Source organism: Methanobrevibacter sp. UBA188 (assembly GCF_905234905.1).
Classification (GTDB): Archaea; Methanobacteriota; Methanobacteria; order Methanobacteriales; family Methanobacteriaceae; genus Methanocatella.
Genome location: NZ_CAJOJM010000013.1, coordinates 1 through 25587, shown reverse-complemented (window position 1 = coordinate 25587; position 25587 = coordinate 1). Strand labels below are relative to the sequence as shown.

Genomic DNA, 25587 nt, shown 5'->3' with positions numbered 1-25587 from the left:
CCCTCATTATAATTTAAGACTGTTTCTTCTCCAATGTCTAGGTTTTGGTCTGTATCTAAGTTTACGGTTAGTTTTAGCATAAGCCCAGATTGGAATTCTCCTATTTTGTTTGTTTGCTTTTGCCATCCTTAATTTTTTAGCTAATGGTTTATTTCTACTCATTTTATCACCTGTAATAATAATTATTTTTTATATCCAATAACACGAGTTTGATAATGTTCAGGGAATATGTCCAATGAATTTCCTCCTTTCTCATCAATCAAAGTTCTTATTTCAACCTCATAATCTGAGCTGTTATCCTTATTTGACTTTTCATGGGAAATTTCAAACAAATTGGATGTTATTAATTTCACAGACTTGTGACCGAAACTGTCCAAATTTATATATTGAACGTTTTTTCTGTCTTCAAGACTTTTTATTTGATTGATATTGAGTTTTGGAGTCCTGTCATCACGTCTTGTCCCATCAGCAATAATATCATATTCTTCAGCAACATTCTCTACAACATTTTCATGAATGAATTTAATCCCATCATTCGGAAATCCGTCATTCATAATCATATCACAGGTCTTATCCAACAGACCAATGTCCAAATCAATAACTCTGTGATTAAAGCCTAAAGATTTTGCTGATTTAGATGCTGGAATATATGATTTATAAACACCAAAATTAGCAGTGCACAATTCTACATCAAGACCCAATCTCTTAAGCATCACGGCCATGAAAGATGAATCTTTGCCACCACTATATAATACACCAGCTTTCATTGATATTATTTCCTTGTAATTTTAATTTCTCTTTTCTGACCAGATATTTGTCTTAATAAGACTTTTAACTGCTCATCTGTAACTTTACCTCTTAAACTTCCAGCTTGAGCTGATTGAATTAATTGAAGTTCAATTTGTTCAACAAGTTCAGGTTTTGTTAATCTGAGATTGCCTAATCTAGTACGAGCTTCAGGAGTCAAAATTTGACCCAAAATTTGTTTTTTCTGAGCTTCGAACTGTTGCCTTTGTGCTTCTTGCTGTTGTGCCTGTGCAGCAGCTTGTTGTTGCTGCATTTGTTGATTCTGCATAGCAGCTTGTTGAGCTTGTAATTCAGCCATTCTTTTTTGACGAATTTCATCTAAATCGCTCATATCAAACTCTCCGAATTATAATTAGTATTTTTCAAGTTCAGGAATATCTTTAATGATTTCAGCAGAAATTTTATCTAAGAATGATCTTCCTGCTGGACTGATAACTCTTCCACCTTCAACTTTTTCTACATATCCCGCATCTTCTAATTGGTGAAGTGCGTGTCTGATGATAGATCCGCTACCTTTCCTAAATACTTCAGGACGTACACCACGGTCTTTTTTACCACCGTAGAAAGTTCTTAAACTCATAACTCCTACAGGACCATCCATGTAAACTCTTCTGATGATAGAAGCAGCTCTTACATACCACCAATCAGCATTTTCTGGTTTTCTTTCTTTGTGAACACCAGTTTTGACAAAATTGGACCATGCAGGGGAATTGATTTTATCATTATTTTTTAATTCATCTGCGACTTTTTCAATTAATAAATCTGCAGGTACATCAAATACAGTAGTCATATTAATTCTCCAATATTTTATTAAATAATTGTAGCTTAATCCACTGTAAATTTAAGACCTAAAAAAATAGGGCCTGTAACTCTAAATTTATAATGTTTAAGGCTTTTTCTTATAGATTACAGCAACATGTCCCCTAACGTCAATGAGCTTCGCTCTGGTTTTAGTGACAATTTCGTCGATGTAATCATCTTTATCTCTAGCGATATTTTTTGCAAATTTAAGTTTAACAATTTCATTAGCTTCAAGTTGGCGTTTGATTTCTTCAATAACATTATCATTAACACCAGCCTTACCAATATTAATTGTCATCGCGGAAAGAGCTCTATTCATCATTTCTTTTTTTGATTGACTCATATTTAGCTCTCCTTTTAAGTTTCTTTTCCTTATGATAAGGAATTTTCATGACATGGCCACATTCACCACAAAAAATATTAACTTCTGAGTTAATTAGCCGGACGGTGCAATTATGACCCGGGTAAAGGAATTTCTTACATTTCTTACAATACCTCCTTTGCCATTTTTCGGGAATTTTGGTATTGTATTTGGTGGATAGCTTTAAAGCAAGTTCAACATAACGATTGGATCTTTCAGGATGGGTGATGAATTCCATCTCTGCACGCTCAAAAAGAATATTCATTCTTTCAATCGCTATTTCAATCATCCACTTTGGTCGTTTTCCTCTACTCAAAAATATCCTCCTTTTGTAGGATATAATATTCAAAATTGAATTAAAATGATTTGCGCAAATTAAAACAAAAACCATAGTTAAGATAACCTTAGGTTAATATGAATATTAAGAATAAATATGTTTATCACTATTTATAAAGGTTGTGGATTATTTGGAAATTCTCTAAAAAATAGAAGTAATAAGAAAAAAATATTTTATAATCAAATCTGTCAAAAGCATCGAAACAATAGTTGCATCAATAACACGAAATTAATTGATTAAATAAGATGAATCATTTCACAATAATTAAAATGAGTTAAAAAAACCCACATATTCTATTAATCCAATGGATTTTGTCAAAATCAGAATCAAATGTTGCAATTCTGGTAATTCCATGTTTTTGCATAGATACTAATATAGTACAATCTGCAAAATTAATGGCATGATTGTAAAATCTAAACAGTTCCATAGCTTTTTTATAATCTTCTTTTGACAAAAAATCAAAAATATGAACATTAAACAATTGATTAACAATGTCCTTGACATTTCCATTAAAATTATTTCTCTTTAGACTATTTAATACCTCAACTAGAACTGTGATGTTGGTTGCTTTTGCTTCTTTGTCCAAAAATGGTTTGATATTTTCTGAAGATTTCTTATAGGGATCTTTTTTAATTATCAAACCATTAACATAAGTGGTGTCTAAAAAAATCATCAAAATTCCTCGTGGTGTTTGATTAATGATTAATCCCAACCTTCTTTACCAAGGCGTATGAGATTATCCAAAATATCATCTCCTTCAGGATTATCATGCTCCAACATGCCCCAAATTTTTTCGTAATCAAGTTCATCCGGAACATCTTCAATTTTTTTAAGATTATCCCAAAGAGTTTCATTAACAACCTCTTCCGGAGTTTTATTAGTTAATTTAGACATTATATTAACCTTTTCAACCACATTATCTTTTAAATTTATATTTAACATTGTATCAATCCACTTTCTTTCAACCTTTGAACATAATTTTAAATTAAAATCACAAAGAATTAATTTTAACCGCTTTTGCATTGTGTTTGAACTAGCTAGAACAATCATGTTAATATTGAACTCGAACATATATAAATATTTTCGAACTACAAGAGTGCACAATTGCATATTATGAAAATAGATAAAAATAAGTTAAAAATTGACCTAAAAAAGAAAAATTATGAAGATTTAGGAAAATTGCTTTTAGAATGAAAAATTGCTATCAAATAATAATTAAGAATTTGAAATCAACCAATCCATAAAATCAATTTCACCAACAGGATAATCATTACTACCTGAAATGATACTGGAAATCACATCAACAATTTCATCTACAGTTAAATCACTCACATCAATCTCTGAGATATTCTCACCATAAATACCATATGCTTCCGCTGTACAGACTCCCATTGCTTCAGCTTCAAGGTTTTCATGGATTTTAGATTCGGAATAATTACGGGCTTCAAGTCTGGATTGCAAAATTTCAGGTCTGACTCTTAAAACAATTACTTTGTCAGCCCCATCACACAAATGAGCCAAATGCCCTTCAAAAATAATCAGCTCGTCACTGTCGTTAATTATCTCAGAAACTTTTTCATTGAGTGCAGGAATATCGATGACCTTATAGCCTTTATCCTCGTCAATTCCTAAAATAAAATCATTTTCAATTGCCAAATCGTTAATTTTAATCAATCTGCAATTTAATTTAGAAGCTAAAACTTCACTAACAGTAGTTTTTCCAGTACAGGGAGTACCAGTTATAAAAATAGTTTTACGCATAAAAATCAAAAAAAAGGAATTATTTTTTTAAAATAATTCTTAAAACATCTTCATCATCCAATACATGGTCAGGACCTACCTTTTGACCAGGGAATTTGACAGAAGTTCCCCAAACTTTAGCATGACGGAAATTCTTAACGAATTCTCTATGCAGTTTTCTGCATGCGTCAATTACAGTAGAACCCTTTTTGATAACCAATGGATCTTCCATGTCCGCTTTTCTGCCTTGTGGTTTTAAATATACTCTGACAAGGTCCAAATTATCAAATATGATATCTTTTAGCTCATCAATATTTGTATTTTTATCAGCGGAAATCGGAATAAATTCTGGAATGTATTTCTTAAGCTCTTCAATGTATGCCTCATCAACAAGGTCAACCTTATTTAATAAAACCAACATCGGAACATAGGATTTGTTTCTATCAAGCACATCGATGAACTGATCCATTGTAACGTCATCCCTGAAGAGAACGTCAGCATTAATATAACCGTATTCATTAAGGATAGAACGGATTGTTTTTTCATCCAAATGAGACAACGGACAGGTGGATGATACCTTTACACCACCAAGCTTTTTCCTCTTAACTGTAACATCTGGTGGTTGTTCATTTGGTCTGATTCCAATAGCTCTTAGTTCTTTTACAATAACATCAATATGCTGTGGATTTAAAGTATCCAATACAACCAATATCAAATCAGCAGTTCTTGCAACAGATAGAATTTCTTTTCCTCTTCCTTTACCACTACTTGCACCGGTAATAATTCCAGGAATATCAAAAACTTGGATTTTAGCATTTTTATGCTCCATGACACCTGGAACAATATCTAAAGTTGTGAACTGATAAGCACCAACTTTACTTTCTGCATTTGTAATATTATTCAAGAGAGTAGATTTACCAACTGAAGGAAATCCTACAAGAACAACAGTAGCATCCCCTGATTTTTTAACATGGAAACCTTGTCCTTTAGTACCACCACTGCTTCTTTGTAAAGATTCTTCTTTAAGTTTTGATAGTTTTGCTTTTAATTTACCAATGTGGTGTGAAGTAGCTTTATTGTATGGTGTTTTTTGAATTTCTTCTTCAATATCCTTTATTTTCTCTTCTATTCCCATTAAATCACCATAAAAAAAAAATAAAAAAAAGAAAGATTAGGAAAATCCTAATCTAATTGCTAGATGTTGAATTTCCACTAGCTGTTGAATTACTGCTACTACCATCAAAGTTGACTTTAAATAACATTACACCCGGTTCGGAATGTACTAAAGTGAACTGATTTTGACCGGCTCCACCCATAAGGTAAAGTCTAGTGAACATTGAGTTAACCAGTTCATTACTAATCAAGAATGGAGTGTATTCATTATTATTACCAACTAAGAAAATAGTAAAGTTACCATTCTCAGCACCTTTAATTGACTCGTTTTTCATGATTTGGTTATTTTCAATCACGATAATGTTTGAAGCATTATATGGGTTATATTCAGTATCATTAATCATGATTTTTTGACCATTTTCAGTATAAACAGACTCAACATGTGCTGTAGTTGTATTGTTACCTGTTCCTCTTTCAATAACTGTATTTACAGTCATTCCTGAATCTTGCATTAAAGTATAATTAGCGGTTTGACCAGGAGCTACTTGTATAGTGCTTGTCGGTACCAAGTAGTTGTAGTTTTCAGAGGTTTGGTTTTCAAAGTTCCAATGTCCGAAGTAACTCCACCAACCAGCTTTAGAAAGCATATCTGAAGATGCTACGAAAATAACAGGCCGTGGATTTGCAGGGTGTGTTAAATTAACAATATCCGAAGCGGCTGTTGAATTCAAATGATATTTATCCATTAAAGTTTTTTGTGCATCACTAGATGATTTTGGTAAAATATCAAGTAATATGCCTACTGATTGACCGGAATCTCCAGTAATATCCACCAGCTTTTGAGTTGCCCTCTCACCGGTTGTATCCAGCATTCTAAATATACCTACCGACAGATCCAGGTTGTCCGTACCCATAGCTTGACCCAGCCAGAAAGCACGGCTTCCTGTCTGAGAACCTCCGTCGAAAGTTGCTTGTCTATCTGCAGCAATTTCGAAGAGGTAACCGAAGTCCCACCAGGATGTAATTACGGTATCATTGGATTGAGTTTCTTTAATCCATTCCATTGAATTCCACATTGGATCGCTGGTACCTGGGTAAACATTTGTAGAAACTTGGAAAGCACCACAAAGTGTTGGTGTTACAAGAGCAATAATTATAGCTGCAATAACAACATATTTCTTGAGCGGAACTTTAACGGATGCGTTAGGTTTCATTCCATAAATTGCAACTAAACCAATAGCAAATATAACTGCAAAGATTGCTATTCCATACATTGTGTTAATAGTTGCTAATGGGACTGCAGCTAAAAATCCACAGAATGCCACAATAACAACTAACCATTTATCATTATTTAATCTAGTTTTAATATAATCACTAGCATAACTTACAAATACACCAGCCAATAATCCGAATGGCAATACGATTGTTGTAATGAACCTTGAACCTCTAGTTACAGCAAGAGCAGTAACTGCAATCCATACAACAAATAATGTTGCGTAAAGTACTGTTAATTTTTTACTAGCCAATATCTCATTGGAACCACCGAATTTTAAATCCGTAAATGAGAACTTAAATTTACGGTCGTCATCTAATTTTTCAGCAGCAGAAACTCTTTCTCCTTTTTGTGGTTTTCCGGATACTTGAACTGTTTTTCCTGCAGATCTGAATTTCCAAGATCTGGAAACTAAAATATAAGCTACAATTAAAGCTGCGAAAAATACTGCTATACCACCGATACCGTTAATGAAACCATTGGTACTAGCTAAGAACATTGAATTCATTCCAGCACCAAGCATGGATGGTTGTTGCATCTCTGCAACAGAAACAAGTACGTTAGGGAATCCACCTACAACCCTAGATGCAGATTGCAAGCTTAATAATCCAGTTAAATTTCCAAATATTCCTAATACTCCATCGACTCCTTTGAAAACAGCGAGTCCGGCAAATCCAATTACACCAAGAATCACAAGTGACAATAGCGCATCCTGATGGATAAACCAAGACACTTTACTCGAATATTCGCTTTTATTGTTGTCAACGTCGAAGACATAACATACAATTAGATATACAATGGAAAATATTCCCATCAAACCTATGTAAAAGATATAACCAGTCCAAGATTGTGAGAATAATCCTATTGAAACGATGGATATTATTGCATAAATTATTTTAAGAATAATATTGTCCGTCCGTATACATTCAACAAAGAAAAATACGAATAACAGCGAAAATATGTAATAGAACATATCTGTATCGAAAAATCCTGCGAATGTGTGTGAGAAATAATTCGGAGCAAGAACAATAATTAATGTTGCAACAATCGCTCCCCAATCGTTAGATATTCTTCTAGCGAATATAAATGCCGGAATCACAGCTAATGAAGATATGATTGGACCAGTCCAAAACGCAATTTCCTTAATTGAATAGTTTCCTCCAAAGAAACTGTTAGCTACGTCATGCAACCAGTTTGTGAGATATACGATACCCAGCTCATAATTAATCTGATTCCCGTCGGGCGCGTACCGATGCATATCCCATTCGCTACCATTTATAATTTCGTCTCCCACAAAACCGTGATCTGCATAATCTTGTGTCAACCTTAAGTTATAATATGAATCCATTTCACTGAAATAAGGAAGACCGGATGAATCAACATATTGTGCTTTGAGTTCGTTATCCATTGATGGCAAATCGGCTGCAGGAGCCCTCAATGCAAAAACAACAGCTAACAAAATCAAGATAATAAGTATTGATTTACCTACTGTTAATATTGTTTGTTTATTCATATAAATCCTCTATTCATCTCATTCTATAAAAATTCCATAAAGATATAGAATTTCCAGTAAATTTAATTAAAATAATTAAGAAACAAATAAAAATATTAAAACATGATATGAAAAAATATTTTTATTGAGTAGTATATATTTAATTCACCATTATTAAATATTGTGGATTAAACAAAAAAGAAGAAAAGATAAATTTTATTTTAATTTATTTTCTAGTTCATCTACAGAGCAAGTGAACCTGCATTTAGGAAATCCACTGCATCCGATAAATTCACCATAACGTCCGGAACGTTTTAACAAATCCTTACCGCAGTCAGGACATTTGCCCACAACTTTAGGATCATGCGGTTTGGTCTTATCCTTGCCACAGTTTGGATCAAGGCAAGCCCTTTGACGTGGCTTTCCAAAAGAAATTATTGGAAGACCACATTTCTCACATTTTTTCTTTAAGAAATTTGTTCCCTTTGGAATTGAATATATTGTTGTACAATCAGGATAAGCTGAACATCCAACAAAGGAACTTTTTGTTTTTGGAGAATATCTTTTTACAAGATTGGCACCGCAAGTAGGACAAGTTCCAACAACATTACTCTCCTGGTAAGATTCATAAAGCTTGGAACCAATTTCCTTGGAATTCTTATTAATATCACCTAAAATTACATTTACTTCCTTTTCACCCTGTTTAATAACTTCCTGTCTTGTTGAAGTATTCTTATCTATACCTTCCAATTTATTTTCAAAGTCACGAGTGAGTTCTTCAGAAGTAATGTCATTACAGTAAGTACTTAAAGTATCAATCATGTTCTCTCCGAGTTGATTGACTTCAATTTGCTTATCTCCTGTGATGTATTTTCTGTCATACAATTTATCAATGATATCTGCACGGGTTGCTTTAGTTCCAAGTTCTCTTTTTTCAAGCTCCCTTATCAATGAAGCCTGATTATACCTTGCTGGAGGCTTGGTTTCCTTTTCATCTGAAATTATTTCTAAAACCTTAATCAAATCTCCTTCACTGATATCCGGAAACTCGTCATCATCGATTTTCCTGTATGGATAATGTTCCATCCATCCCTTATGAATAACTCGTCTGCGACCAAATTTGAATTTTTCACCTTCAATATCTACTGTTGTGGTCATTGATTCGAATTTGGCAGCTTCGAAGAAAACTGAAATGAACCTATACACAATCAGATTGTAGATTTTAAAGTCATCCTTGGACAGTCCTGAAGGCAATATTCCTGTTGGATGAATTGCAGGGTGAGCAGCATCCTCTTTTTTACCTTCATTTGGCTTTAACTTGGAAGGTAACTTGTCAATGTGCTTACCGAATTCGGGATTATTTTTTAATTGATTGAAAATTGATTTGAAATCGAGGCTTTCAGGCAATTTTTGAGAAGAAGTACGTGGATAAGAAGTATAACCTGCAGTATAAAGATTTTGAGCAATGACCTGAGTTTTTTTAGGAGAAAATCCGAATACATTATAGGCTTCTGTTTGAAGACCTCCTAAATTAAATGGAACAGGCGGTTTGGTTGTGGATTTTGACAATTTGATTTTGTCAACAACCGCATCAGCACCATCACATTTAGATAAAATATCTTCAGCCCTTTCACGATCAAATATTTTACCGTCAACATGATTAACCTCAATGTTTCCATCTAAAATGGCCCTAATCAACCAATAAGGTTCAGGAACAAATTCTTTGATTTCTTTTTCACGATCTACCAAAATGGACAAAGTTGGAGTTTGAACCCTTCCGGCAGATAATTTTAAAAATCTGTGCTTTGCATTGCTTACGGATTTCATCAAAGCTTTGGAAATATTGACACCGAAATAATAATCCAAAACATGCCTTGCAATACCAGTATCCACCTGATTCATATCCAAATCAATTCTATTGTCGTATGCTTCAAGCAAATCCTTTTTAGTTAATGTTGAAAACTTCATACGGGAAATTTTACTAAGATTATTTTGTCCGCAGGCATATTTTAAAGCATTATATCCAATCAGAGTTCCTTCAGTATCGTAATCGCATGCATGAACATAGGAATCTGCATTTTTTCCAAGTTTTTTAATGGCTCGAACATAATCCTTGGTAAAACCGCTTCCTCTCTTGTTGACCTCATAAGCAGGAGCCCAGTGGAGATCAAAATAAACCTTGTCTTTAGGATTATTAGGAGTTAATGAATAAAGATGTCCCACTGCAGAAACAACGGTAATATCTTTAGAATCCTTTTTAAGTTCCCAATATTTAACTTTCTTGTTATAAACTTTCTTTTTGGCACTGGGTGACAGTGCTTTAGCAATTTTTTCAGCAGAATTTGGTTTTTCGCAAATTATTACTTCATGCATGATATTCTTCCTACCTCAATTTTTTATAAATTATTTTAATGAAATTTTTAATATAAAAATATTACTATTGAAAAGTTTAAAAAAAAAATTGCATTAACGGAAAAAAATATCCAAAAAACCAGAAAAAATTTTAAATATAAAAAAATAAGCAATTATTCATTTTTAGAAGTTAAGTCTTCATTATAAAAACGATAAAAGTCAGCACAAAAATCACATATTGGAAATTGGCCATTTCTATAATATGCAAGGTCTGCCTTATTCATATCAAATTTTTTGCCACAGATAAAACAAGTTTCAATTTTTTCTTCAGACATTGTAAAACCCTAAAAAAAGTAAAAAAAAGAGGTTAATGTAATTAACCTATGTTGTATTTTTGTAAGAGTAAAATCTCTTCAGTAGAGACTTTTCCACCTTGTTTGAATTTTTCAAAGATTTCTTCAGCTCTTTCTTTTTCTTCACGGTTTTTGTTACCGCCAGAAGAACTTTTATTTTCAGATTTTCTACGTCTAGGTTTGTTGGAACCTAATTTTTTGTTAATGACGTGGATATCGCTTAAGATAGCTTTGAATTCTTCATGTTTAGCTGAAGCATTTTTACGAGCTTCAATGAATTTTTTGTGAGCTTCATCAGCTGCAGTTCTAATGTCATCAGTTTTTCTGAAGTATTTAAGCATTTCTTCGTGAGCTGTTTGAGCTTTTTCGGAAAGTTCAATAACTTTTTCATGCTCTTCTTCAGATAATTTTTTGAGCTCTTGAGCTTCAGATTTAACGGATTCATCTTCATGAATATCCATTAACTGTTTTCTTAAATCATTAGCATTTTTAACAAGCTGATTTTCTTTCTTGATGTCTAAAACGCGAGTTTCAATAATTTTATCGATTTTTTTGATTTCGTTTTCTATTTTGATTTTGTCACGTTTACCGGAAGACCATTCAAGATTTTTAATTTTATTATTAGCATCGTTACGAGCTTTTTTAGCAGCTTCAACAGCTTTGTTGATTTCATTACGCTCGTTTCTGTACTCAATAGCTTTATTTAAGTTTTCTTTTAAAGATGCGTTTAATTCATCCCTAATTTTACGTTGTTCTTTAGCTATTTTGTTATATTCTTCCCTTTCTTCAGCAACTTTGGAGATTTCAGCTTCTTTTTCATCTTTTTGTTTTCTTACACCTTCCATAGTGTCAGCGAGAACAAAATCAGATTTAGGAAGACCTTTATCAGCTTTTTTAGGTTTTTCTTCTTGAGCTTCTTCTTCAGCAGCTTCCTCAACTACTTCTTCTTCAGCTTCTTGAGCTTCTTCTTCTACAGTTTCAGTTTCAGCATCATCAGTGGTTAATTGATTAACAATTTCATCTAAGACTTTTGTTAAGTCTTTTTCTTCTACTACAATATCAGCAATTTCTTTTACAGAATCTTTAGCATTGAATGCAATTCCGCAACCTGCTGATTCAATCATGGAAATGTCATTAGCGCCATCTCCAACAGCAACTACATCATCTAATGTAATTTCTGCTTTTTCAACATGGTCTTTTAATACATCTAATTTAGATCCAGATACTAAAGGACCAGTCACTTCACCAGTTAATTTACCATCTTCGACTGAGAAACTATTAGTATAAACTGCGTCAACTCCAAGTTTATCTTTAACTTTTTCAGCCACTACATCAAAACTACCACTAATAATAGCTACATCTAAATCTTTTTCTTTTAAAGCATTGATGGTTTCTTCAGCTCCAGGCATTAATGGAAGTTCATCAGCAACTTTTTCTATTTCTTCAATAGAAGTTCCTTCAAGAAGTTTAACTCTGTCTTTAATAGAAGTTTCAAAGTCTATTTCACCTTGCATAGCCTTTTCAGTAATTTCAGCTATTTCATCTTCAACATTTGCTAATTTTCCTATCTCATCTATCGCTTCACCATCAATAATAACGTTATCTAAGTCAAATACTACAAGTTTAATCAATAATACCACCAATTATATTAAATCTAGCTCACTTAATCTGTCGTAAGCTCTTTCGACACCAAGTTTGGCATCGCTTTTTGTTTTAGCTCCAGTACATACAACTTTACCAGAACCAAATAATAATAAGACCACTTTAGGGTCGGATAACCTATATACTAAACCAGGGAATTGTTCCGGTTCGTATTCAGTATCTTCAAGTTCTAAAGCTACTGCTTCTAGGTTTAATGTGGATTCTAAGTTTGCAGAAGCCACAATATTTTGAATTTTAATTTCAAATTCTTCAGGAATGTCGGTGTCGACAGTCCTCATTAAGTCCACAGTTTTTTTGATTGCCAATTTGGAATCATCTATAGACTTTGCTCCAGTACATACAAGCTTACCAGAGCTAAAAATTAATGCTGCTGTTTTAGGATCTTTAAGTTTAAAAACTAATCCCGGAAACTGTTCACGATTAAAATTAACCCCTTCCAAAGCTTGAGACACTTCAGTAAGAACTATGTCTTTACCAATGCTTGCAGAAGCAACAATGTTTTCAATTTTTATGTCAACATCGGTCAATTTAAAACCTCCAATTGTGTTTTTAAAATAAGTAAGTAAAATTTAAGAAAACAAAAAATCAGTTAAATTTTTACTAATAAAATATTTAATTTAAATAGTATATAAATGTATGTTTATTTAAAGTATATATTGAAAATTGCAAAAAAAGTTAAAAATTTTAAATTTTGAAAATAAGTATTTTAATTATATATAAAATTAAAACAATATATAGAACCTACTTATTTATAAATGTTGCTACATTTTAATGGGTCATTTATAAAATCATTAAGTTTGGATTAATTTTTTAAAAATTGATTATTCAATTAAGAAAAATAACTTTTGAATTTTGAAATTACTTTCAAAAAAACGATGGAGAAATAAATGGATAACCTACAAAAAGACCCAAATAAATTTAATAATTCACCCCCATAATCTAATAAAAATATTAACTTTAACGCAATTTGAAAAATTCAGTAATATATAACAATCGACAAAACAAAAAAATAATTAGTTGATAAAAATGATAGAAGTTGAAGTGAAAGCTAAAATCGATAGCTTTGAGGAAATGGAAAAAAGACTTGAAAATCTAGGTGCGATCAAAAGTAAAAAGGAATTCCAAGAAGACATCTATTTTGCAAGTCCAATTGTGGATTTTGCGCAAACAGATGAAGCTTTAAGGATTAGAACAACAAACAATAATATTTTCATCACTTACAAAGGTCCGAAACTTAACAAAGATGCCAAAACTAGAAAAGAAGTCGAGATGAGCATTGAAAGTGCCGGCAAAGCAAAAGATATTTTTGAAGAAATAGGATTTAAGGAAGTCAGAACCGTCAGAAAAAACCGCCAATATTACACTTATGAAAATTTTGAAATTTCATTGGATGATGTTGAAGGATTAAATCCTTATATGGAAATAGAAATTTCTCTTGAAGACGGCAATGACTATGATGATGCTCAAAAAAGCATTTTTGAATTATTTGAAAAATTAGGCATCACAGAAGGTTTTGAAAGAACATCATATCTTGAACTTTTAGAAAACCTATAATAATATGACAAAGTAATATAAATATTATATATACTAAATTTAAGAAGTGATAATTTGCAATATTTTATAAGTCATTATAATAAGGAAAGTGAAATAGCCTTTCCAAAAGATTTTATTATTTATGATACAACTTTAAGAGATGGTGAACAAACCCCAGGAGTTTGTTTTAGCCTTAATGACAAGCTTGAAATAGCTAGAAAGCTTGATCAATTTAAAATTCATCAAATTGAAGCAGGTTTTCCGATAGTGTCTCAAAGAGAAAGAGAATCTGTTAAAACAATAGCCAATGAAGGCTTTGATGCTGACATATTAGCATTGACAAGGACAAAACCTGAAGATATTGATGCTGCACTTGACTGTGATGTGGACGGAATCATTACCTTTGTAGGAACTTCAGATATTCATTTAGACCATAAAATGCACATTACCCGTCAGGATGCAATAAACCTATGTGAAACTGCGGTTGATTATGCTAAAGATCATGGTTTATATGTTGCATTTTCAGCGGAAGATGCTACAAGAACCGATATCGAATTTTTGAAAAGAATTTACTTGAAAGCTCAGGACTGTGGAGCTGACAGAGTCCATATAGCAGACACTACAGGTGCAATTACTCCACAAGGTATTGATTATATGGTCAGAGAGCTTGTAAAGGACATTGATGTAAATATAGCTCTTCACTGCCACAACGATTTCGGTCTTGCCGTCATCAATTCAATTACAGGAGTTCTTGCAGGTGCCAAAGGTATATCCACAACAGTGAACGGTATTGGTGAGAGGGCAGGTAATGCTTCCCTTGAAGAACTCATCATGGCCTTGAAAATTCTTTATGGAAAAGATTTAGGATTCAAAACCAAATATATCAAGGAGTTATCCGACCTCGTATCAAATGCCAGCGGTCTTCCAATCCCATATAATAAACCTGTCGTTGGAAATAATGTATTCAGACACGAATCCGGAATTCATGTTGATGCTGTAATTGAAGAACCGTTATGCTATGAACCATATGTTCCTGAATTAGTTGGTCAAAAAAGACAGCTCGTTTTAGGAAAACACTCTGGATGCAGAGCGGTAAGGGCAAAATTAAGTGAATGTGAACTTGATGTCAGTGATGATGAGCTTATTGAAATTGTAAGACAAGTCAAAAAGCAAAGAGAAGAAGGAAAATACATCAACGACAGCGTTTTCAAAGAAATTGTCAAAAATACAAAAAAATAAGGTAACAGCATGAATATTACTGAAAAAATTTTATCAAAAAAAGCAGGCCATGAAGTAAGTCCCGGCGAAATAATCGAAATTCCAGTTGATCTTGCGATGTCACATGACGGAACTTCTCCCCCTGCCATAAAAACTTTTGAAAAAGTGGCTGATAAAGTTTGGGACAGTGATAAAATAGCCATTATTTTTGATCACAACATTCCAGCTAATACAATAGGTTCAGCTGAGTTTCAAAAGGTTTGTCGTGATTTTATTAAAAGTCAAAATATTACTAAAAATTTTATTCACGGTGAAGGAATCTGCCACCAGGTAGTTCCGGAAATGGGTTTGGTGGAACCTGGAAAAGTTATTGTAGGTGCCGATTCACATACCTGCACTTATGGTGCATTTGGAGCATTTTCAACAGGTATGGGTGCAACTGACCTTGCAATGGTTTGGGCTACAGGCAAAACATGGTTTATGGTTCCTGAAGCCATTAAAATGGAAATCACAGGTGAATTGAATGAATATATTGCACCAAAAGATATCATCTTAAATATCATTGGAGAGGTTGGAATCGCAGGCGCAACATATCAGACCGCCGAATTCTGTGGAGAAAGCATTGAAAATATGGGCGTTGAAGGAAGAGCAACCATGTGCAACATGGCCATTGAAATGGGTGCCAAAAATGGAATAATGGAACCAAACCGTGAAGTCATTGATTACATTTGCCAAAGAACCGGCAAACGTGAATCTGAATTGAATATTGTAAAATCAGATAAGGATTGCAATTATAAAAAGGAAATGCACTTTGATATTGATGATATGGAGCCTCAGATTGCATGTCCAAATGATGTTGACAACGTTAAAGGAATATCACAGATTGAAGGAACACATATTGACCAGTGCTTAATAGGTTCATGTACCAACGGCAGATTATCCGATTTGAAAGATGCATGTGAGATACTTGAAAATAAAAAGATTAATGATGATGTAAGGTTGTTGATACTTCCTGCTTCCCGTGAAATCTACAAACAGGCAATGCATGAAGGATATATTGAAACATTCATTGACGCCGGAGCAATCATTTGCAATCCTGGATGCGGACCATGTTTAGGTGGACATATGGGCGTGTTATCTGAAGGAGAAGTCTGCATATCAACAACAAACAGGAACTTCAAAGGAAGAATGGGGGACCCTAAATCCTCAGTATACTTATCAAATTCTAAAGTAGTAGCTGCTTCAGCAATTACTGGAGTAATTACCAATCCAAAAGATTTATAAGTGATCAAAATGGAAAAATCAAAAAACGAAGCAAATAAACGTTTAATCGAAAAAATCAATACTCTCGAACAAGAAAACAACAAAAACTTCTCAAATACACAAAAAATACTGTTGACTACTGACGGATCAATAACAGCCATTTTAGATGTGCTGTATGGCAAAATCACTTTGACCACCATTGACCAGCATTTTGAAGATGCAGATGAAGAGCATGCAAAATTGGTTAATGTTGATGTCGGTACAGAAATTAACTTTAGAGAAGTTATAATGCATAAAGACGAACAACCTTTAATATACGCAATATCACACATCCCATTGTACCGATGTAGTGAAGAAATATGCTCAGATTTGATTAGAGCAGATATACCAATTGGAAGAATCTTAAAAAATTACCGAATAGAATCCAGAAGAGAAATAAACAATATTTATATTGAAAAAGCCAGCGATAAATTAAAAGAGATATTTGATACTGACGAAGAAATGTTGGCTCGTGATTATGTTATTATAAGCAACAACGAAATACTCATGTGGATTAAGGAAATATTCCCAATTTCATATTTTAAAGAAATTTAAAACGGTGCTTTAAATGATTTATGAAGGAAACCAACTAATTAACGAAACACGGGAAAAAATAGCAGAACTAGAAAATGAACATAATATAACTCTATCAACTACACAAAAAATTCTACTATCTCTAAAAGGACCAGTTACACCAATATTGGATGTTTTATATGGTACTGTCAATTTATTTGTGCTAGATCAACATCTTATGGAAGCTGATGAAACTATTGTTGATTTGCTTGATGTTGAGATTGGAGATGAAATAGATTCCAGAGAAGTAATCGTGCATAAAAATGGCCGTCCATTAATTTATGCACGCTCATACATCCCAACAGCAAGATGCAGCGATGCCGTTCTTAAAGACCTATCTGAAAAACGTCTCACAACCGGAAGCATCATGGCAAAAAACAATATTGAAACCATGAGAAAAATTAATGAAATTTTCATTGAAAAGCCAAACCCCATATTGCAGGAACTCTTCCACACCAGTGAAGTCATAATTGCACGCAGATATGTCATGGTACATGGGAAAAAGCCAGTAATATGGACTGAAGAAAAATATCCTATAAGTTATTTTAGAGACTAATGAGGTGTTAAAATGGGTGTTAAATTAAAAGATATTGTAGAACCAAAAAATATTAGTTTTAAGGATTTGGAAGGTAGAAGTGTATCTATAGATGCGTTTAACACTCTTTATCAATTTTTATCAACAATCCGTCAAAGAGATGGAAGGCCACTGACTGATGAAAACGGGAACATAACATCACACCTAAGTGGAATACTGTATAGAAACTCCTCAATGATTGAAAAGGATATCAAGCCAATTTATGTTTTTGATGGAAAAGCGCCTGAACTTAAAAGTGAAACTCAAGCTAAAAGAAGAGAAATAAGAGAAGAATCAGAAAAAATATATAAGCAGGCATTAGCTGAAGGAGATACTGAAAAAGCACGTAAATTTGCAATGAGATCATCAAAATTGTCTCCGGAAATCATTGAATCCTCAAAAAAATTATTGACATTAATGGGGATACCATACATTGAAGCCAAAGGAGAGGGTGAAGCGCAGGCAGCATACCTTGTAGCAAATGGGGATGCATATGCAGTTGCTTCTCAGGATTATGATTGTCTTTTATTTGGAGCCAAAAGAGTTGTTCGAAACCTTGCCATCAATTCCAATTTAGGAAACTTGGAATTCTACGAACTGGACAGGGTTCTTAGGGAACTTGACATTACCCGTGAAGAATTAGTGGATATGGGAATACTAATCGGAACCGATTTTTGTGATGGTTTAAAAGGAGTAGGTGCAAAAACTGCCTTGAAATTAGCTAAAAAAGGACAATTAAAAGAAAAAATAGCTGAACTTCAAAAAGAATCTACCCATGATTTGGATGAAGTTCGTGACATTTTCCTAAACCATAATGTCAATACGGACTACAAAATCAAATGGGAAAAACCAAAACAGGACAAAATAATAGAATTTTTATGTTATGAACATGGATTTTCCGAAGACCGTGTAATAAAAGCATCCGACAAACTTAAGAATCTCAATTCAGCACAAGGAAGTCTTGATGCATGGTTTTAATTACATTTACAAAAGATTATATAACAAAACAAACCAATATTTAAATGATTCAAGTAATGTTCTACAATACCACCACAAACACATTGTAGAAAAATAAACACGTTAATGGCAGCTGTTAAGGGAACGGTGAAAGCTATTAACACCTTATTATTTGAATCATTGTTGATGATTCCTCACCACCCTTAGACAGGAATCATTGACATTAAATAACATCACACTAATTTTTAAAAAGTATGTTCGCAAATATTGATATCATCAATATAATCACGTTGAACCTTTAGATATACTGTCATATGCAACATTATATTTGTTTAAAAAATCAGTACGGAGGAAAATCGTCACCGAATACCATTTGGGCATATTGGACTGCCAAATCAACCTGATCTTTATACCACACTAACATTTCCCTTTCAAAATACTGTCTTGAAGGAGATTTTAGTATTAATTTGAGCAAATTTTCATAGGATTCAACAGCTAATTTCTTATCAAATCCAAACTCTTTTACAACATCAGGAGTTAATTTTTCAATGCAGGGAAATTCCAGGGTTTTGCAAACTGTATCAGTTGAAAAATAAGTCATTCTGATAAGTGGTGATACAGATGATACCAGAACATGATTTCCCAATTTAATCAATGGAGGAATACCTGTACGATTGTATCTTTCCATTGAAGTCAGTTTATCATAGTTTTTGAGATTGTAGCAGTGAAGCTCCGTGTAAAAATCCGGTTCGAAGTAATTGATTAAATCCAGAATTTTCAAGCCCAACTCTGATTCATAGTACTCCTTTTTGATTGTTGAGATGTACTTAGTTTTATCGAAATTATAAAAATAGAATTGTCCGGGAGATAAATCTTCCTCATCAATTCGCTTAATGAATTTTAAAGAAGTTACACCTTCATTACCATGAACTCCACCAATGAATAACTTGGTTGGACCTTCACCGTTGTCAATGTATCTAAAATAAGACATAAAAATAAAAAAAAAGAAGAAAACTTATGTTCCTTCTTGCCAGTTTGACATGTAAGCTTTTTGACTGTCGGTTAATGAATCGATTTCGATTCCCATAGCTTTGAGTTTCATACTTGCTACGGTGTAGTCGATTTCATCAGGTGCTTTGGTTACACCAACAGGTAAATCGTTTTCGAGGATGTGTTTTGCAGATAATGCCTGTACAGCAAAACTCATGTCCATGATTTCAGCAGGGTGTCCTTGTCCACGTGCAGCGGATAAGTTTACTAAACGACCGTCAGCTAAAAGATAGATTTTACGTCCATCTTTTGTAGTGAATTCTTCAATACTTTCACGTACTTCTTTTACTTGAGTTGATATTGCTTCAAGGTCTTGTCTGTTGATTTCTACATTGAAGTGTCCGGAGTTTGCAAGCATACATCCGTCTTTCATGTATTTGAAGTCATCACCGCAGATAATATCTGCATTTCCGGTTACGGTTATGATTAAGTCCGCTTGTTTTACAGCTTCTCTGATGGTCATTACTCTGTAACCATCCATTCTAGCTTCAAGTGCTCTGATTGGATCTACTTCTGTTACGATTACATCTGCTCCGAGACCTGCTGCTCTGAGTGCAAGTCCTCTTCCACACCATCCGTATCCACATACGACTACGGTTTTTCCTGCGATGACCATGTTGGTTGTTCCCATGATTGCATCGAAGCTTGATTGACCGGTTCCGTATCTGTTGTCAAATAAGTATTTGGTGTATGCGTCGTTTACTGCAATAACTGGGAATTTTAATGCTCCGTCTGCATGCATTGCTTGAAGCCTGTGTACACCGGTTGTGGTTTCTTCACATGCACCTTTGATGTGTTTTAATACATCAGTTCTTTCGTTGTGGAGTACCATAATCATGTCTGCCCCATCATCGATGATGATGTCCGGTTTGTGGTCGAGCACCATGTTAATGGTTTGGTAATATTCTTCATCGTCCTGTTCTCTCCAACCGTAAACGTTTAAACCAAGGTCTGCTGCTCCTGCAACCGCATCGTCATGAGTGGATAATGGGTTACAACCAGTCATTGCAACTTCAGCCCCACCAGCCATTAGAGTTAAACCTAAATTGATTGTTTTAGGTTCTAAATGTAAACATGACCCGATAGTAATTCCTTTGAAAGGTTGGGTTTCTTCATATTCAGCTTTGATGTGTTCCAAAACAGGCATGTGTTTTTGAACCCATTCAATTTTACGTACACCTTCTGGTGCTAATGACATATCTTTAACTTTACTCATAATATCACGATAAAAATCATTATAATAAATTATATTTTTTTATGAGTTATTAAATTTAATGTTTTTTAATGAAATTTTAAAAAAAAGCTATAAAAACAAAAACTTTAAATGTAATGATAAAAATATATATATTTGTTAGATGCCGGGGTGGCTCAGCTGGTTAGAGCGCACGGCTCATAGGGTAATAAAGCAGTGCTCTGACTTATTCCTGGGATACCGTGAGATCGCGGGTTCGAATCCCGCCCCCGGCATCCTAAATCCCAGGAATTTTCCATCTTAACTATTTTTTTAAAGAATTTTTTTCAAATCATAACAATTTTATATTTTAATCAATTAAACTATCATTGTTAAGTTATTGAGGATTTGAAAATGTTATATAATAAACTTGGTAAAACCAATTTAGAAGTTTCAAGACTGGGTTTTGGAACAATGAGACTTCCAACAACTGGTTCTAACGATGAAATCATCGAAAGTGAAGCCATCGAGATGTTAACATACGGAATTGAAAATGGAATTAACATCATCGATACCGCATATCCATACCACAGCAAAACTTTAGACGGCAGTGGGGAAAGCGAAACCTTTGTTGGAGAGTTTTTAAAAGAAAATAATTACAGAGAAGATATTTTACTTTCGACAAAGTCCCCCTCATGGGCTATTGAAAAAAAAGAAGATTTTGATTTTTATCTTGATGAACAGCTTAAAAAACTTCAAACCGATTATATTGACATTTATCTGCTCCACTCCCTTACCGTTCCGGATTGGGAAAAGGTAAAAGGCTTGGATGTTCTTGATTTTCTTGATGACTGTTTAACAACAGGCAAGGTAAAGCATGTTGGATTTTCTTCACATATAGAAGTAGATTATCTGATTGAAATCATAGATGAATATCCAAAATGGGAAGTCGTCATGACCCAAATGAACTATCTGGACGAATATTACCAGTCAGGTGTTATGGGATTGGATTATCTGAAAGAGACCAATATTGGAAGTATGATAATGGAACCTTTAAGGGGTGGAAGGTTAGTTCAAAACATTCCTAAGGAAGTTCAAACATTATGGGATAGTGCTGATGTCAAAAGAACACCTGTTGAATGGGCTTTGCAATATTTATGGAACAGGGATGATGTCGATTGCGTTTTAAGTGGAATGACATCACTCAACCAGGTTAAGGAAAATATTGAAATTGCAAATAAGATTGATGAAATCAGTGAAAATGATCAGGAATTAATCCGAGAAGTTGCAAGAACATACAGGACATTTTTAGGAAACAACTGTACCAGATGCGGATATTGCATGCCTTGTCCTCATGGGGTGGACATCATAAACTGTTTGACTGAATATAACATTGCACACATGCTGAATGATCCAAAAGCAAGTGCAATGCAGTATTTTAGCCTTATAGATGATGATTCAAGAGCAGACAGTTGTGTGCAATGTATGGAATGCATCCCATTTTGTACTCAAATGCTGGACATTCCAGAAGAATTGGTTAAGGTTCATGAATACTTTGGAAGCGAATTTGACCACTTTTAGTGATAATATGACAACTGACAACAAGTATTGGGAAATTATGACCCGCCAAATGGATATTGTTGAAAAAAGCGAACAGGAAAAATTCAAAAATTCAAGGATTACAGTTATCGGATGTGGCGGAATTGGTGGCCAAACCATTGAAATGCTTGCAAGGATGGGCGTTGGCGAACTGGTTTTGGTTGATGAAGATGTCTTTGACTGGACAAATTTAAACAGGCAAACCTTTGCAACCGTAAATGACATCGGCCTGGAAAAAAGCGAGGTTGCAAAACAGAAAGTTGAATCGATAAATCCTTATGTGAAAGTAATCAATTTTACAAAGCATGTTGATTTGACAAACGTTGACGAACTCATTGGAAACTCAGACATTGTCATAGATGCCCTTGACAACATCACAACTAGAGTAATAGTTTCAAGAAAGGCCAGAGAATATAAAATACCGTTCATTCATGGAGCCATCCATGGAACATTGGGTCAAGTCACCGTATTTTTATCAAATACCAAAAGTTATGAGGAAATGTTCAACCTGCCATCACTCGGAAAAGAGTTAAATGATGAAACACTCGGTGAATTGAAAGGCATTTCTTCAGGAACCCCGCCAGCTCTTGGACCTGCTCCAAACTTGATTGGTTGTCTTGAAGCTACAGAAGCCTTTAAAATCATAACAGGTGTCGGCAAAGTTACTGTTGCACCAAAAATTTTGACCTTTGATTTATTGAATTTCGAGTCATTTGAAATAGAAGAACTTTAACAATGGCTCACTTTTTTTACTCTTTTTTATTGTAAATTGAACAGATATTTACAAATTAATAAAATATCTAAATATAATTTATAAAATTAAATTAATTTTATACATTAATATCAGATAATCTCGCCATATAATTATTTTTTTTCAAAATCTTTATATAGTAATGAATAATAGATATAACCTTAATAGGAAATATATTTCCGACTATAAAAATTCAAACCCACAAGGATTTGGAGCTTGATTTAGATGAGTGATATTCCAGAAGAAAAAATAGAACGTATAAAAGAAAAAATGAAAGAAGATAATATTAAATTTATCAGATTACAATTCGTAGACATTAATGGTACTGTCAAAAACATTGTAATCCCATTCAATGGGGAAGATATGAGTGAATTATTTAATGAAGGAATGTTATTTGACGGTTCATCAATTGCAGGATTTGTCGGAGTTAATGATAGTGATTTAGTATTAAAACCTGATATTGACACTTATTCAAGACTTTCATGGAGACCTGAAGAATCCGCAACATGCAGATTCATTTGTGACATCTGGACCGCTGACAGAAAGCCGTTTATAGGAGACCCAAGGGGAGTCTTGAAAAAATCATTGGCACACATTGCAAATATGGGCTTGCAATACAACATAGGTCCTGAACCTGAATTCTTTATTGTTGACATTGATGAAAATGGATATCCTATGCCTTACGATAATGCAGGATACTTCGATGTTGAACCTTTGGACAAAGGCCCTGATTTCAGAAGAGAATTGACCTTGAATTTAGAAGACCTTGACTTTGAAGTTGAAGCTTCACACCACGAAGTGGCACCGGGTCAAAACGAAATTGCATTTAAATTTAAGGACGCTCTCAAAACAGCTGATGCAGTAATTACATTCAAACAAGCTATTAAGGCTATTGTAGACAATATGGCTACATTTGACCAACTGGATTACAGAGTCACATTCATGCCAAAACCTTTCTTCGGCGTGAGCGGAAGTGGTATGCACTGTCACCAATCCGTATTTAAAGGTGATAAAAACCTCTTTTCAGACCCTGATTCAGAAAATGGCCTTTCCAAAGATGCCCTCTATTTCATGGGAGGTCTTCTCAAACACGCCCCTGCAATAACAGCAATTACAAACCCAATTGTCAACTCATACAAACGTTTAGTTCCTGGTTTTGAAGCCCCAGTATACAGAGCATATGGTCTTAGAAACAGATCCGCATTAATCAGAGTGCCTGCAGCTCGTGGAAAAGCTACACGTATTGAATATAGGTCTCCAGACCCAGCATGTAACCCATACCTTGCATTCACAGTAATGCTTGAAGCAGGTATTGACGGAATCGTCAATAAGATTGACCCAGGAGAACCTGTTGAAGATGACATTTACAGAATGAGTGAGGAAGAAAGAGATGCAAGAGGCATTAAAGTTCTGCCAACAAGTTTATGGGAAGCATACCACTCTTTAGAAGAAGACCCATTAATACTCAATGCGCTCGGACCTCATGTCAGCGAAAAATTCCTAGAGCTCAAATATCAAGAATGGGACGAATATCGTGTCCAAGTATTCGGATACGAACAAAGAAAATATTTAGATATTTAAATCTAAATATTATTTTTTAATTTTAAAAATAACCATGAAGTAGGCTTTTTAATGTCAGAATCAGAACACCGAATGATTGAAATTTTAAGGATATTGAGTGTACAGGACAAACCCACTGGTTCCAAATTCATTGCCGATGAGCTAAAGAACAAGGGTTTTAATTTGGGCGAACGTGCTGTCAGATACCATATGCAGATTTTGGATGAAAAAGGATATACCGAAAGAATGGGATATTCCGGAAGGCAAATTACAGATTTGGGTCGTGAAAAATTAGAAAAGGGACTGATTTACGACCAGGTTGATTTCACCCATTCAAAATTTGAAGAAATGATATATTTAACTGACTTTAACTATATCACACAAAGCGGTAATGTAGTTGTAAACACATCAACTGTTTATAATGAAGATTCAATCAATATACTTAAAGAAATTTTTGAAAGTGGTCTTTCTGTTAGCCCTTACGTTAATATAAATAAGGTTGGAAATGATGGTGGAATTGAAGTAACAACCCTTTGCGGTACAACAATTGATGGAATACTTTTAAGTGAAGGAATCGCATCACAACTTCAATACGGCGGACTTTTAAAAATTGAAGATTCAAGACCAACCAAATTCACAAACCTGATTTCTTACAAAAAAACATCAGTCACACCCCTAGACGCATTCACAAATTCCAATTTAACATCAGTTTTGAATGTGATTACCGAAGGCAGTGGAACATTGCCTGCCAATTTCAGACTAATTCCTGGAGTTTGTCGAGATCAAACAATTGAAATATTAAACAAACTAAATAAAATAGGAATTGGTGGAGTAATATCCATTTCTGAAGAGGGAAATGATATTTTAGGAGTACCTGTTCCTGATGGAATGGTAGGAATTTGTATCATCGGAGGCGTGACTCCATTTTGTGCACTTAAAGAACAGGGAAAAGAGATTGACATTAAAATAGCTGAAGAGATAAAGAATTTTGATGAATTAAAACCAATC

At 33.9% G+C, this 25587-nt stretch carries 27 protein-coding genes and 1 tRNA gene; 11 read left to right on the top strand and 17 right to left on the bottom strand.

All coding sequences use genetic code 11. From position 1 onward, the window contains the following. Positions 1-6: 6 nt before the first annotated feature. The 15 genes from QZ143_RS04090 to QZ143_RS04020 form a co-directional block, all read right to left on the bottom strand. The gene (locus QZ143_RS04090; protein ID WP_004032463.1) at positions 7-162 is read right to left on the bottom strand and encodes a 50S ribosomal protein L39e; all 156 of its coding nucleotides are present in this window, start codon (positions 160-162) and stop codon (positions 7-9) included. Between the two features lie 20 nt (positions 163-182). Beyond that, complete coding sequence (locus QZ143_RS04085) at positions 183-767, bottom strand: hypothetical protein (RefSeq protein WP_292605751.1); 585 nt, start codon at positions 765-767, stop codon at positions 183-185. Between the two features lie 5 nt (positions 768-772). Further along, a complete protein-coding gene (locus QZ143_RS04080) occupies positions 773-1138 on the bottom strand; it encodes a DNA-binding protein (protein ID WP_292881468.1) in 366 nt (121 codons plus the stop codon). A 21-nt stretch (positions 1139-1159) separates the two neighbouring features. Beyond that, entirely contained in the window at positions 1160-1597 is a 438-nt protein-coding gene (locus QZ143_RS04075) for a 30S ribosomal protein S19e (RefSeq protein WP_292605747.1), read from the bottom strand. A gap of 96 nt (positions 1598-1693) precedes the next feature. Further along, positions 1694-1951, bottom strand: coding sequence for a YhbY family RNA-binding protein (locus QZ143_RS04070; RefSeq protein WP_292605745.1), 258 nt, complete (start codon positions 1949-1951; stop codon positions 1694-1696). Then, positions 1920-2285 (bottom strand): ribonuclease P protein component 4, encoded by a 366-nt coding sequence (locus QZ143_RS04065; protein WP_292605743.1) that lies wholly within the window; start codon positions 2283-2285, stop codon positions 1920-1922. Before QZ143_RS04065 ends, QZ143_RS04070 begins: the two co-directional genes overlap by 32 nt. Before the next feature lie 295 nt (positions 2286-2580). Beyond that, on the bottom strand, positions 2581-2979 hold the full coding sequence (locus QZ143_RS04060; protein WP_292605741.1) for a type II toxin-antitoxin system VapC family toxin: 399 nt from the start codon (positions 2977-2979) through the stop codon (positions 2581-2583). 29 nt (positions 2980-3008) lie between these two features. Further along, on the bottom strand, positions 3009-3248 hold the full coding sequence (locus tag QZ143_RS04055) for a hypothetical protein (protein WP_292605739.1): 240 nt from the start codon (positions 3246-3248) through the stop codon (positions 3009-3011). A 273-nt stretch (positions 3249-3521) separates the two neighbouring features. Next, positions 3522-4067 (bottom strand): adenylate kinase family protein, encoded by a 546-nt coding sequence (locus QZ143_RS04050; RefSeq protein WP_292881464.1) that lies wholly within the window; start codon positions 4065-4067, stop codon positions 3522-3524. A gap of 19 nt (positions 4068-4086) precedes the next feature. Continuing rightward, positions 4087-5181 (bottom strand): GTP-binding protein, encoded by a 1095-nt coding sequence (locus QZ143_RS04045; RefSeq protein WP_292881461.1) that lies wholly within the window; start codon positions 5179-5181, stop codon positions 4087-4089. Positions 5182-5233: 52 nt separating this feature from the next. Then, positions 5234-7945: an STT3 domain-containing protein gene (locus tag QZ143_RS04040; RefSeq protein WP_292881458.1), complete on the bottom strand. Its 2712-nt coding sequence runs from the start codon at positions 7943-7945 to the stop codon at positions 5234-5236. 195 nt (positions 7946-8140) lie between these two features. Continuing rightward, a complete protein-coding gene (topA, locus tag QZ143_RS04035; RefSeq protein WP_292881455.1) occupies positions 8141-10297 on the bottom strand; it encodes a DNA topoisomerase I in 2157 nt (718 codons plus the stop codon). 152 nt (positions 10298-10449) lie between these two features. Continuing rightward, positions 10450-10611 (bottom strand): hypothetical protein, encoded by a 162-nt coding sequence (locus tag QZ143_RS04030; protein ID WP_292881453.1) that lies wholly within the window; start codon positions 10609-10611, stop codon positions 10450-10452. A 41-nt stretch (positions 10612-10652) separates the two neighbouring features. After that, entirely contained in the window at positions 10653-12260 is a 1608-nt protein-coding gene (serB, locus tag QZ143_RS04025; protein ID WP_292605727.1) for a phosphoserine phosphatase SerB, read from the bottom strand. Between the two features lie 12 nt (positions 12261-12272). Beyond that, a complete protein-coding gene (locus tag QZ143_RS04020) occupies positions 12273-12818 on the bottom strand; it encodes a TATA-box-binding protein (protein WP_292605725.1) in 546 nt (181 codons plus the stop codon). A 499-nt stretch (positions 12819-13317) separates the two neighbouring features. Between QZ143_RS04020 and cyaB the strand changes: the two genes are divergently transcribed. Genes cyaB through fen form a run of 6 tightly spaced genes read left to right on the top strand, consistent with a single transcriptional unit; the run spans position 13318 to position 18469 of the window. Beyond that, positions 13318-13845 (top strand): class IV adenylate cyclase, encoded by a 528-nt coding sequence (gene cyaB, locus QZ143_RS04015; protein WP_292881451.1) that lies wholly within the window; start codon positions 13318-13320, stop codon positions 13843-13845. A gap of 54 nt (positions 13846-13899) precedes the next feature. Beyond that, the gene (locus QZ143_RS04010) at positions 13900-15063 is read left to right on the top strand and encodes a homocitrate synthase family protein (RefSeq protein ID WP_292605721.1); all 1164 of its coding nucleotides are present in this window, start codon (positions 13900-13902) and stop codon (positions 15061-15063) included. Positions 15064-15072: 9 nt separating this feature from the next. Next, the gene (gene hacA, locus QZ143_RS04005; RefSeq protein WP_292881449.1) at positions 15073-16326 is read left to right on the top strand and encodes a homoaconitase large subunit; all 1254 of its coding nucleotides are present in this window, start codon (positions 15073-15075) and stop codon (positions 16324-16326) included. Positions 16327-16335: 9 nt separating this feature from the next. After that, entirely contained in the window at positions 16336-16899 is a 564-nt protein-coding gene (locus QZ143_RS04000) for a chorismate lyase (protein ID WP_292605717.1), read from the top strand. Positions 16900-16912: 13 nt separating this feature from the next. Then, the gene (locus tag QZ143_RS03995; RefSeq protein WP_292881447.1) at positions 16913-17473 is read left to right on the top strand and encodes a chorismate lyase; all 561 of its coding nucleotides are present in this window, start codon (positions 16913-16915) and stop codon (positions 17471-17473) included. Between the two features lie 12 nt (positions 17474-17485). Continuing rightward, on the top strand, positions 17486-18469 hold the full coding sequence (fen, locus tag QZ143_RS03990; RefSeq protein WP_292605713.1) for a flap endonuclease-1: 984 nt from the start codon (positions 17486-17488) through the stop codon (positions 18467-18469). A gap of 319 nt (positions 18470-18788) precedes the next feature. Here fen and QZ143_RS03985 read toward each other — a convergent pair whose 3' ends face one another. After that, positions 18789-19439 carry a DUF2119 family protein gene (locus tag QZ143_RS03985; RefSeq protein WP_292605711.1) on the bottom strand — a complete coding sequence of 217 codons (651 nt, stop codon included), beginning with the start codon at positions 19437-19439 and terminating at the stop codon, positions 18789-18791. Positions 19440-19463: 24 nt separating this feature from the next. After that, positions 19464-20714, bottom strand: a complete 1251-nt coding sequence (locus QZ143_RS03980; protein ID WP_292881445.1) for an adenosylhomocysteinase — start codon at positions 20712-20714, stop codon at positions 19464-19466. A 141-nt stretch (positions 20715-20855) separates the two neighbouring features. On the opposite strand from QZ143_RS03980, the gene QZ143_RS03975 reads away from it, so the two are divergent. The 5 genes from QZ143_RS03975 to QZ143_RS03955 all read left to right on the top strand — a co-directional run. Further along, positions 20856-20965, top strand: a tRNA-Met gene (locus QZ143_RS03975). A gap of 118 nt (positions 20966-21083) precedes the next feature. Beyond that, positions 21084-22250: an aldo/keto reductase gene (locus tag QZ143_RS03970; protein WP_292607501.1), complete on the top strand. Its 1167-nt coding sequence runs from the start codon at positions 21084-21086 to the stop codon at positions 22248-22250. After that, the gene (locus QZ143_RS03965) at positions 22216-23001 is read left to right on the top strand and encodes a HesA/MoeB/ThiF family protein (RefSeq protein WP_292607499.1); all 786 of its coding nucleotides are present in this window, start codon (positions 22216-22218) and stop codon (positions 22999-23001) included. The genes QZ143_RS03970 and QZ143_RS03965 overlap by 35 nt, the downstream gene beginning before the upstream one ends. A gap of 243 nt (positions 23002-23244) precedes the next feature. Next, positions 23245-24600, top strand: coding sequence for a type I glutamate--ammonia ligase (glnA, locus tag QZ143_RS03960; protein ID WP_292607496.1), 1356 nt, complete (start codon positions 23245-23247; stop codon positions 24598-24600). Positions 24601-24651: 51 nt separating this feature from the next. Beyond that, positions 24652-25587: NrpR regulatory domain-containing protein (locus tag QZ143_RS03955; RefSeq protein ID WP_292881442.1), on the top strand; the 936-nt coding region annotated here is incomplete at its 3' end.

Coding starts and splice junctions, on each gene's coding strand:
- QZ143_RS04090 (WP_004032463.1), bottom strand. CDS start 162: ATGAGTAGAAATAAACCATTAGCTAAAAAATTAAGGATGGCAAAAGCA.
- QZ143_RS04085 (WP_292605751.1), bottom strand. CDS start 767: ATGAAAGCTGGTGTATTATATAGTGGTGGCAAAGATTCATCTTTCATG.
- QZ143_RS04080 (WP_292881468.1), bottom strand. CDS start 1,138: ATGAGCGATTTAGATGAAATTCGTCAAAAAAGAATGGCTGAATTACAA.
- QZ143_RS04075 (WP_292605747.1), bottom strand. CDS start 1,597: ATGACTACTGTATTTGATGTACCTGCAGATTTATTAATTGAAAAAGTC.
- QZ143_RS04070 (WP_292605745.1), bottom strand. CDS start 1,951: ATGAGTCAATCAAAAAAAGAAATGATGAATAGAGCTCTTTCCGCGATG.
- QZ143_RS04060 (WP_292605741.1), bottom strand. CDS start 2,979: ATGATTTTTTTAGACACCACTTATGTTAATGGTTTGATAATTAAAAAA.
- QZ143_RS04055 (WP_292605739.1), bottom strand. CDS start 3,248: ATGTTAAATATAAATTTAAAAGATAATGTGGTTGAAAAGGTTAATATA.
- QZ143_RS04050 (WP_292881464.1), bottom strand. CDS start 4,067: ATGCGTAAAACTATTTTTATAACTGGTACTCCCTGTACTGGAAAAACT.
- QZ143_RS04045 (WP_292881461.1), bottom strand. CDS start 5,181: ATGGGAATAGAAGAGAAAATAAAGGATATTGAAGAAGAAATTCAAAAA.
- QZ143_RS04040 (WP_292881458.1), bottom strand. CDS start 7,945: ATGAATAAACAAACAATATTAACAGTAGGTAAATCAATACTTATTATC.
- topA (WP_292881455.1), bottom strand. CDS start 10,297: ATGCATGAAGTAATAATTTGCGAAAAACCAAATTCTGCTGAAAAAATT.
- QZ143_RS04030 (WP_292881453.1), bottom strand. CDS start 10,611: ATGTCTGAAGAAAAAATTGAAACTTGTTTTATCTGTGGCAAAAAATTT.
- cyaB (WP_292881451.1), top strand. CDS start 13,318: ATGATAGAAGTTGAAGTGAAAGCTAAAATCGATAGCTTTGAGGAAATG.
- hacA (WP_292881449.1), top strand. CDS start 15,073: ATGAATATTACTGAAAAAATTTTATCAAAAAAAGCAGGCCATGAAGTA.
- QZ143_RS04000 (WP_292605717.1), top strand. CDS start 16,336: ATGGAAAAATCAAAAAACGAAGCAAATAAACGTTTAATCGAAAAAATC.
- QZ143_RS03995 (WP_292881447.1), top strand. CDS start 16,913: ATGATTTATGAAGGAAACCAACTAATTAACGAAACACGGGAAAAAATA.
- fen (WP_292605713.1), top strand. CDS start 17,486: ATGGGTGTTAAATTAAAAGATATTGTAGAACCAAAAAATATTAGTTTT.
- QZ143_RS03985 (WP_292605711.1), bottom strand. CDS start 19,439: ATGTCTTATTTTAGATACATTGACAACGGTGAAGGTCCAACCAAGTTA.
- QZ143_RS03980 (WP_292881445.1), bottom strand. CDS start 20,714: ATGAGTAAAGTTAAAGATATGTCATTAGCACCAGAAGGTGTACGTAAA.
- QZ143_RS03970 (WP_292607501.1), top strand. CDS start 21,084: ATGTTATATAATAAACTTGGTAAAACCAATTTAGAAGTTTCAAGACTG.
- QZ143_RS03965 (WP_292607499.1), top strand. CDS start 22,216: ATGAATACTTTGGAAGCGAATTTGACCACTTTTAGTGATAATATGACA.
- glnA (WP_292607496.1), top strand. CDS start 23,245: ATGAGTGATATTCCAGAAGAAAAAATAGAACGTATAAAAGAAAAAATG.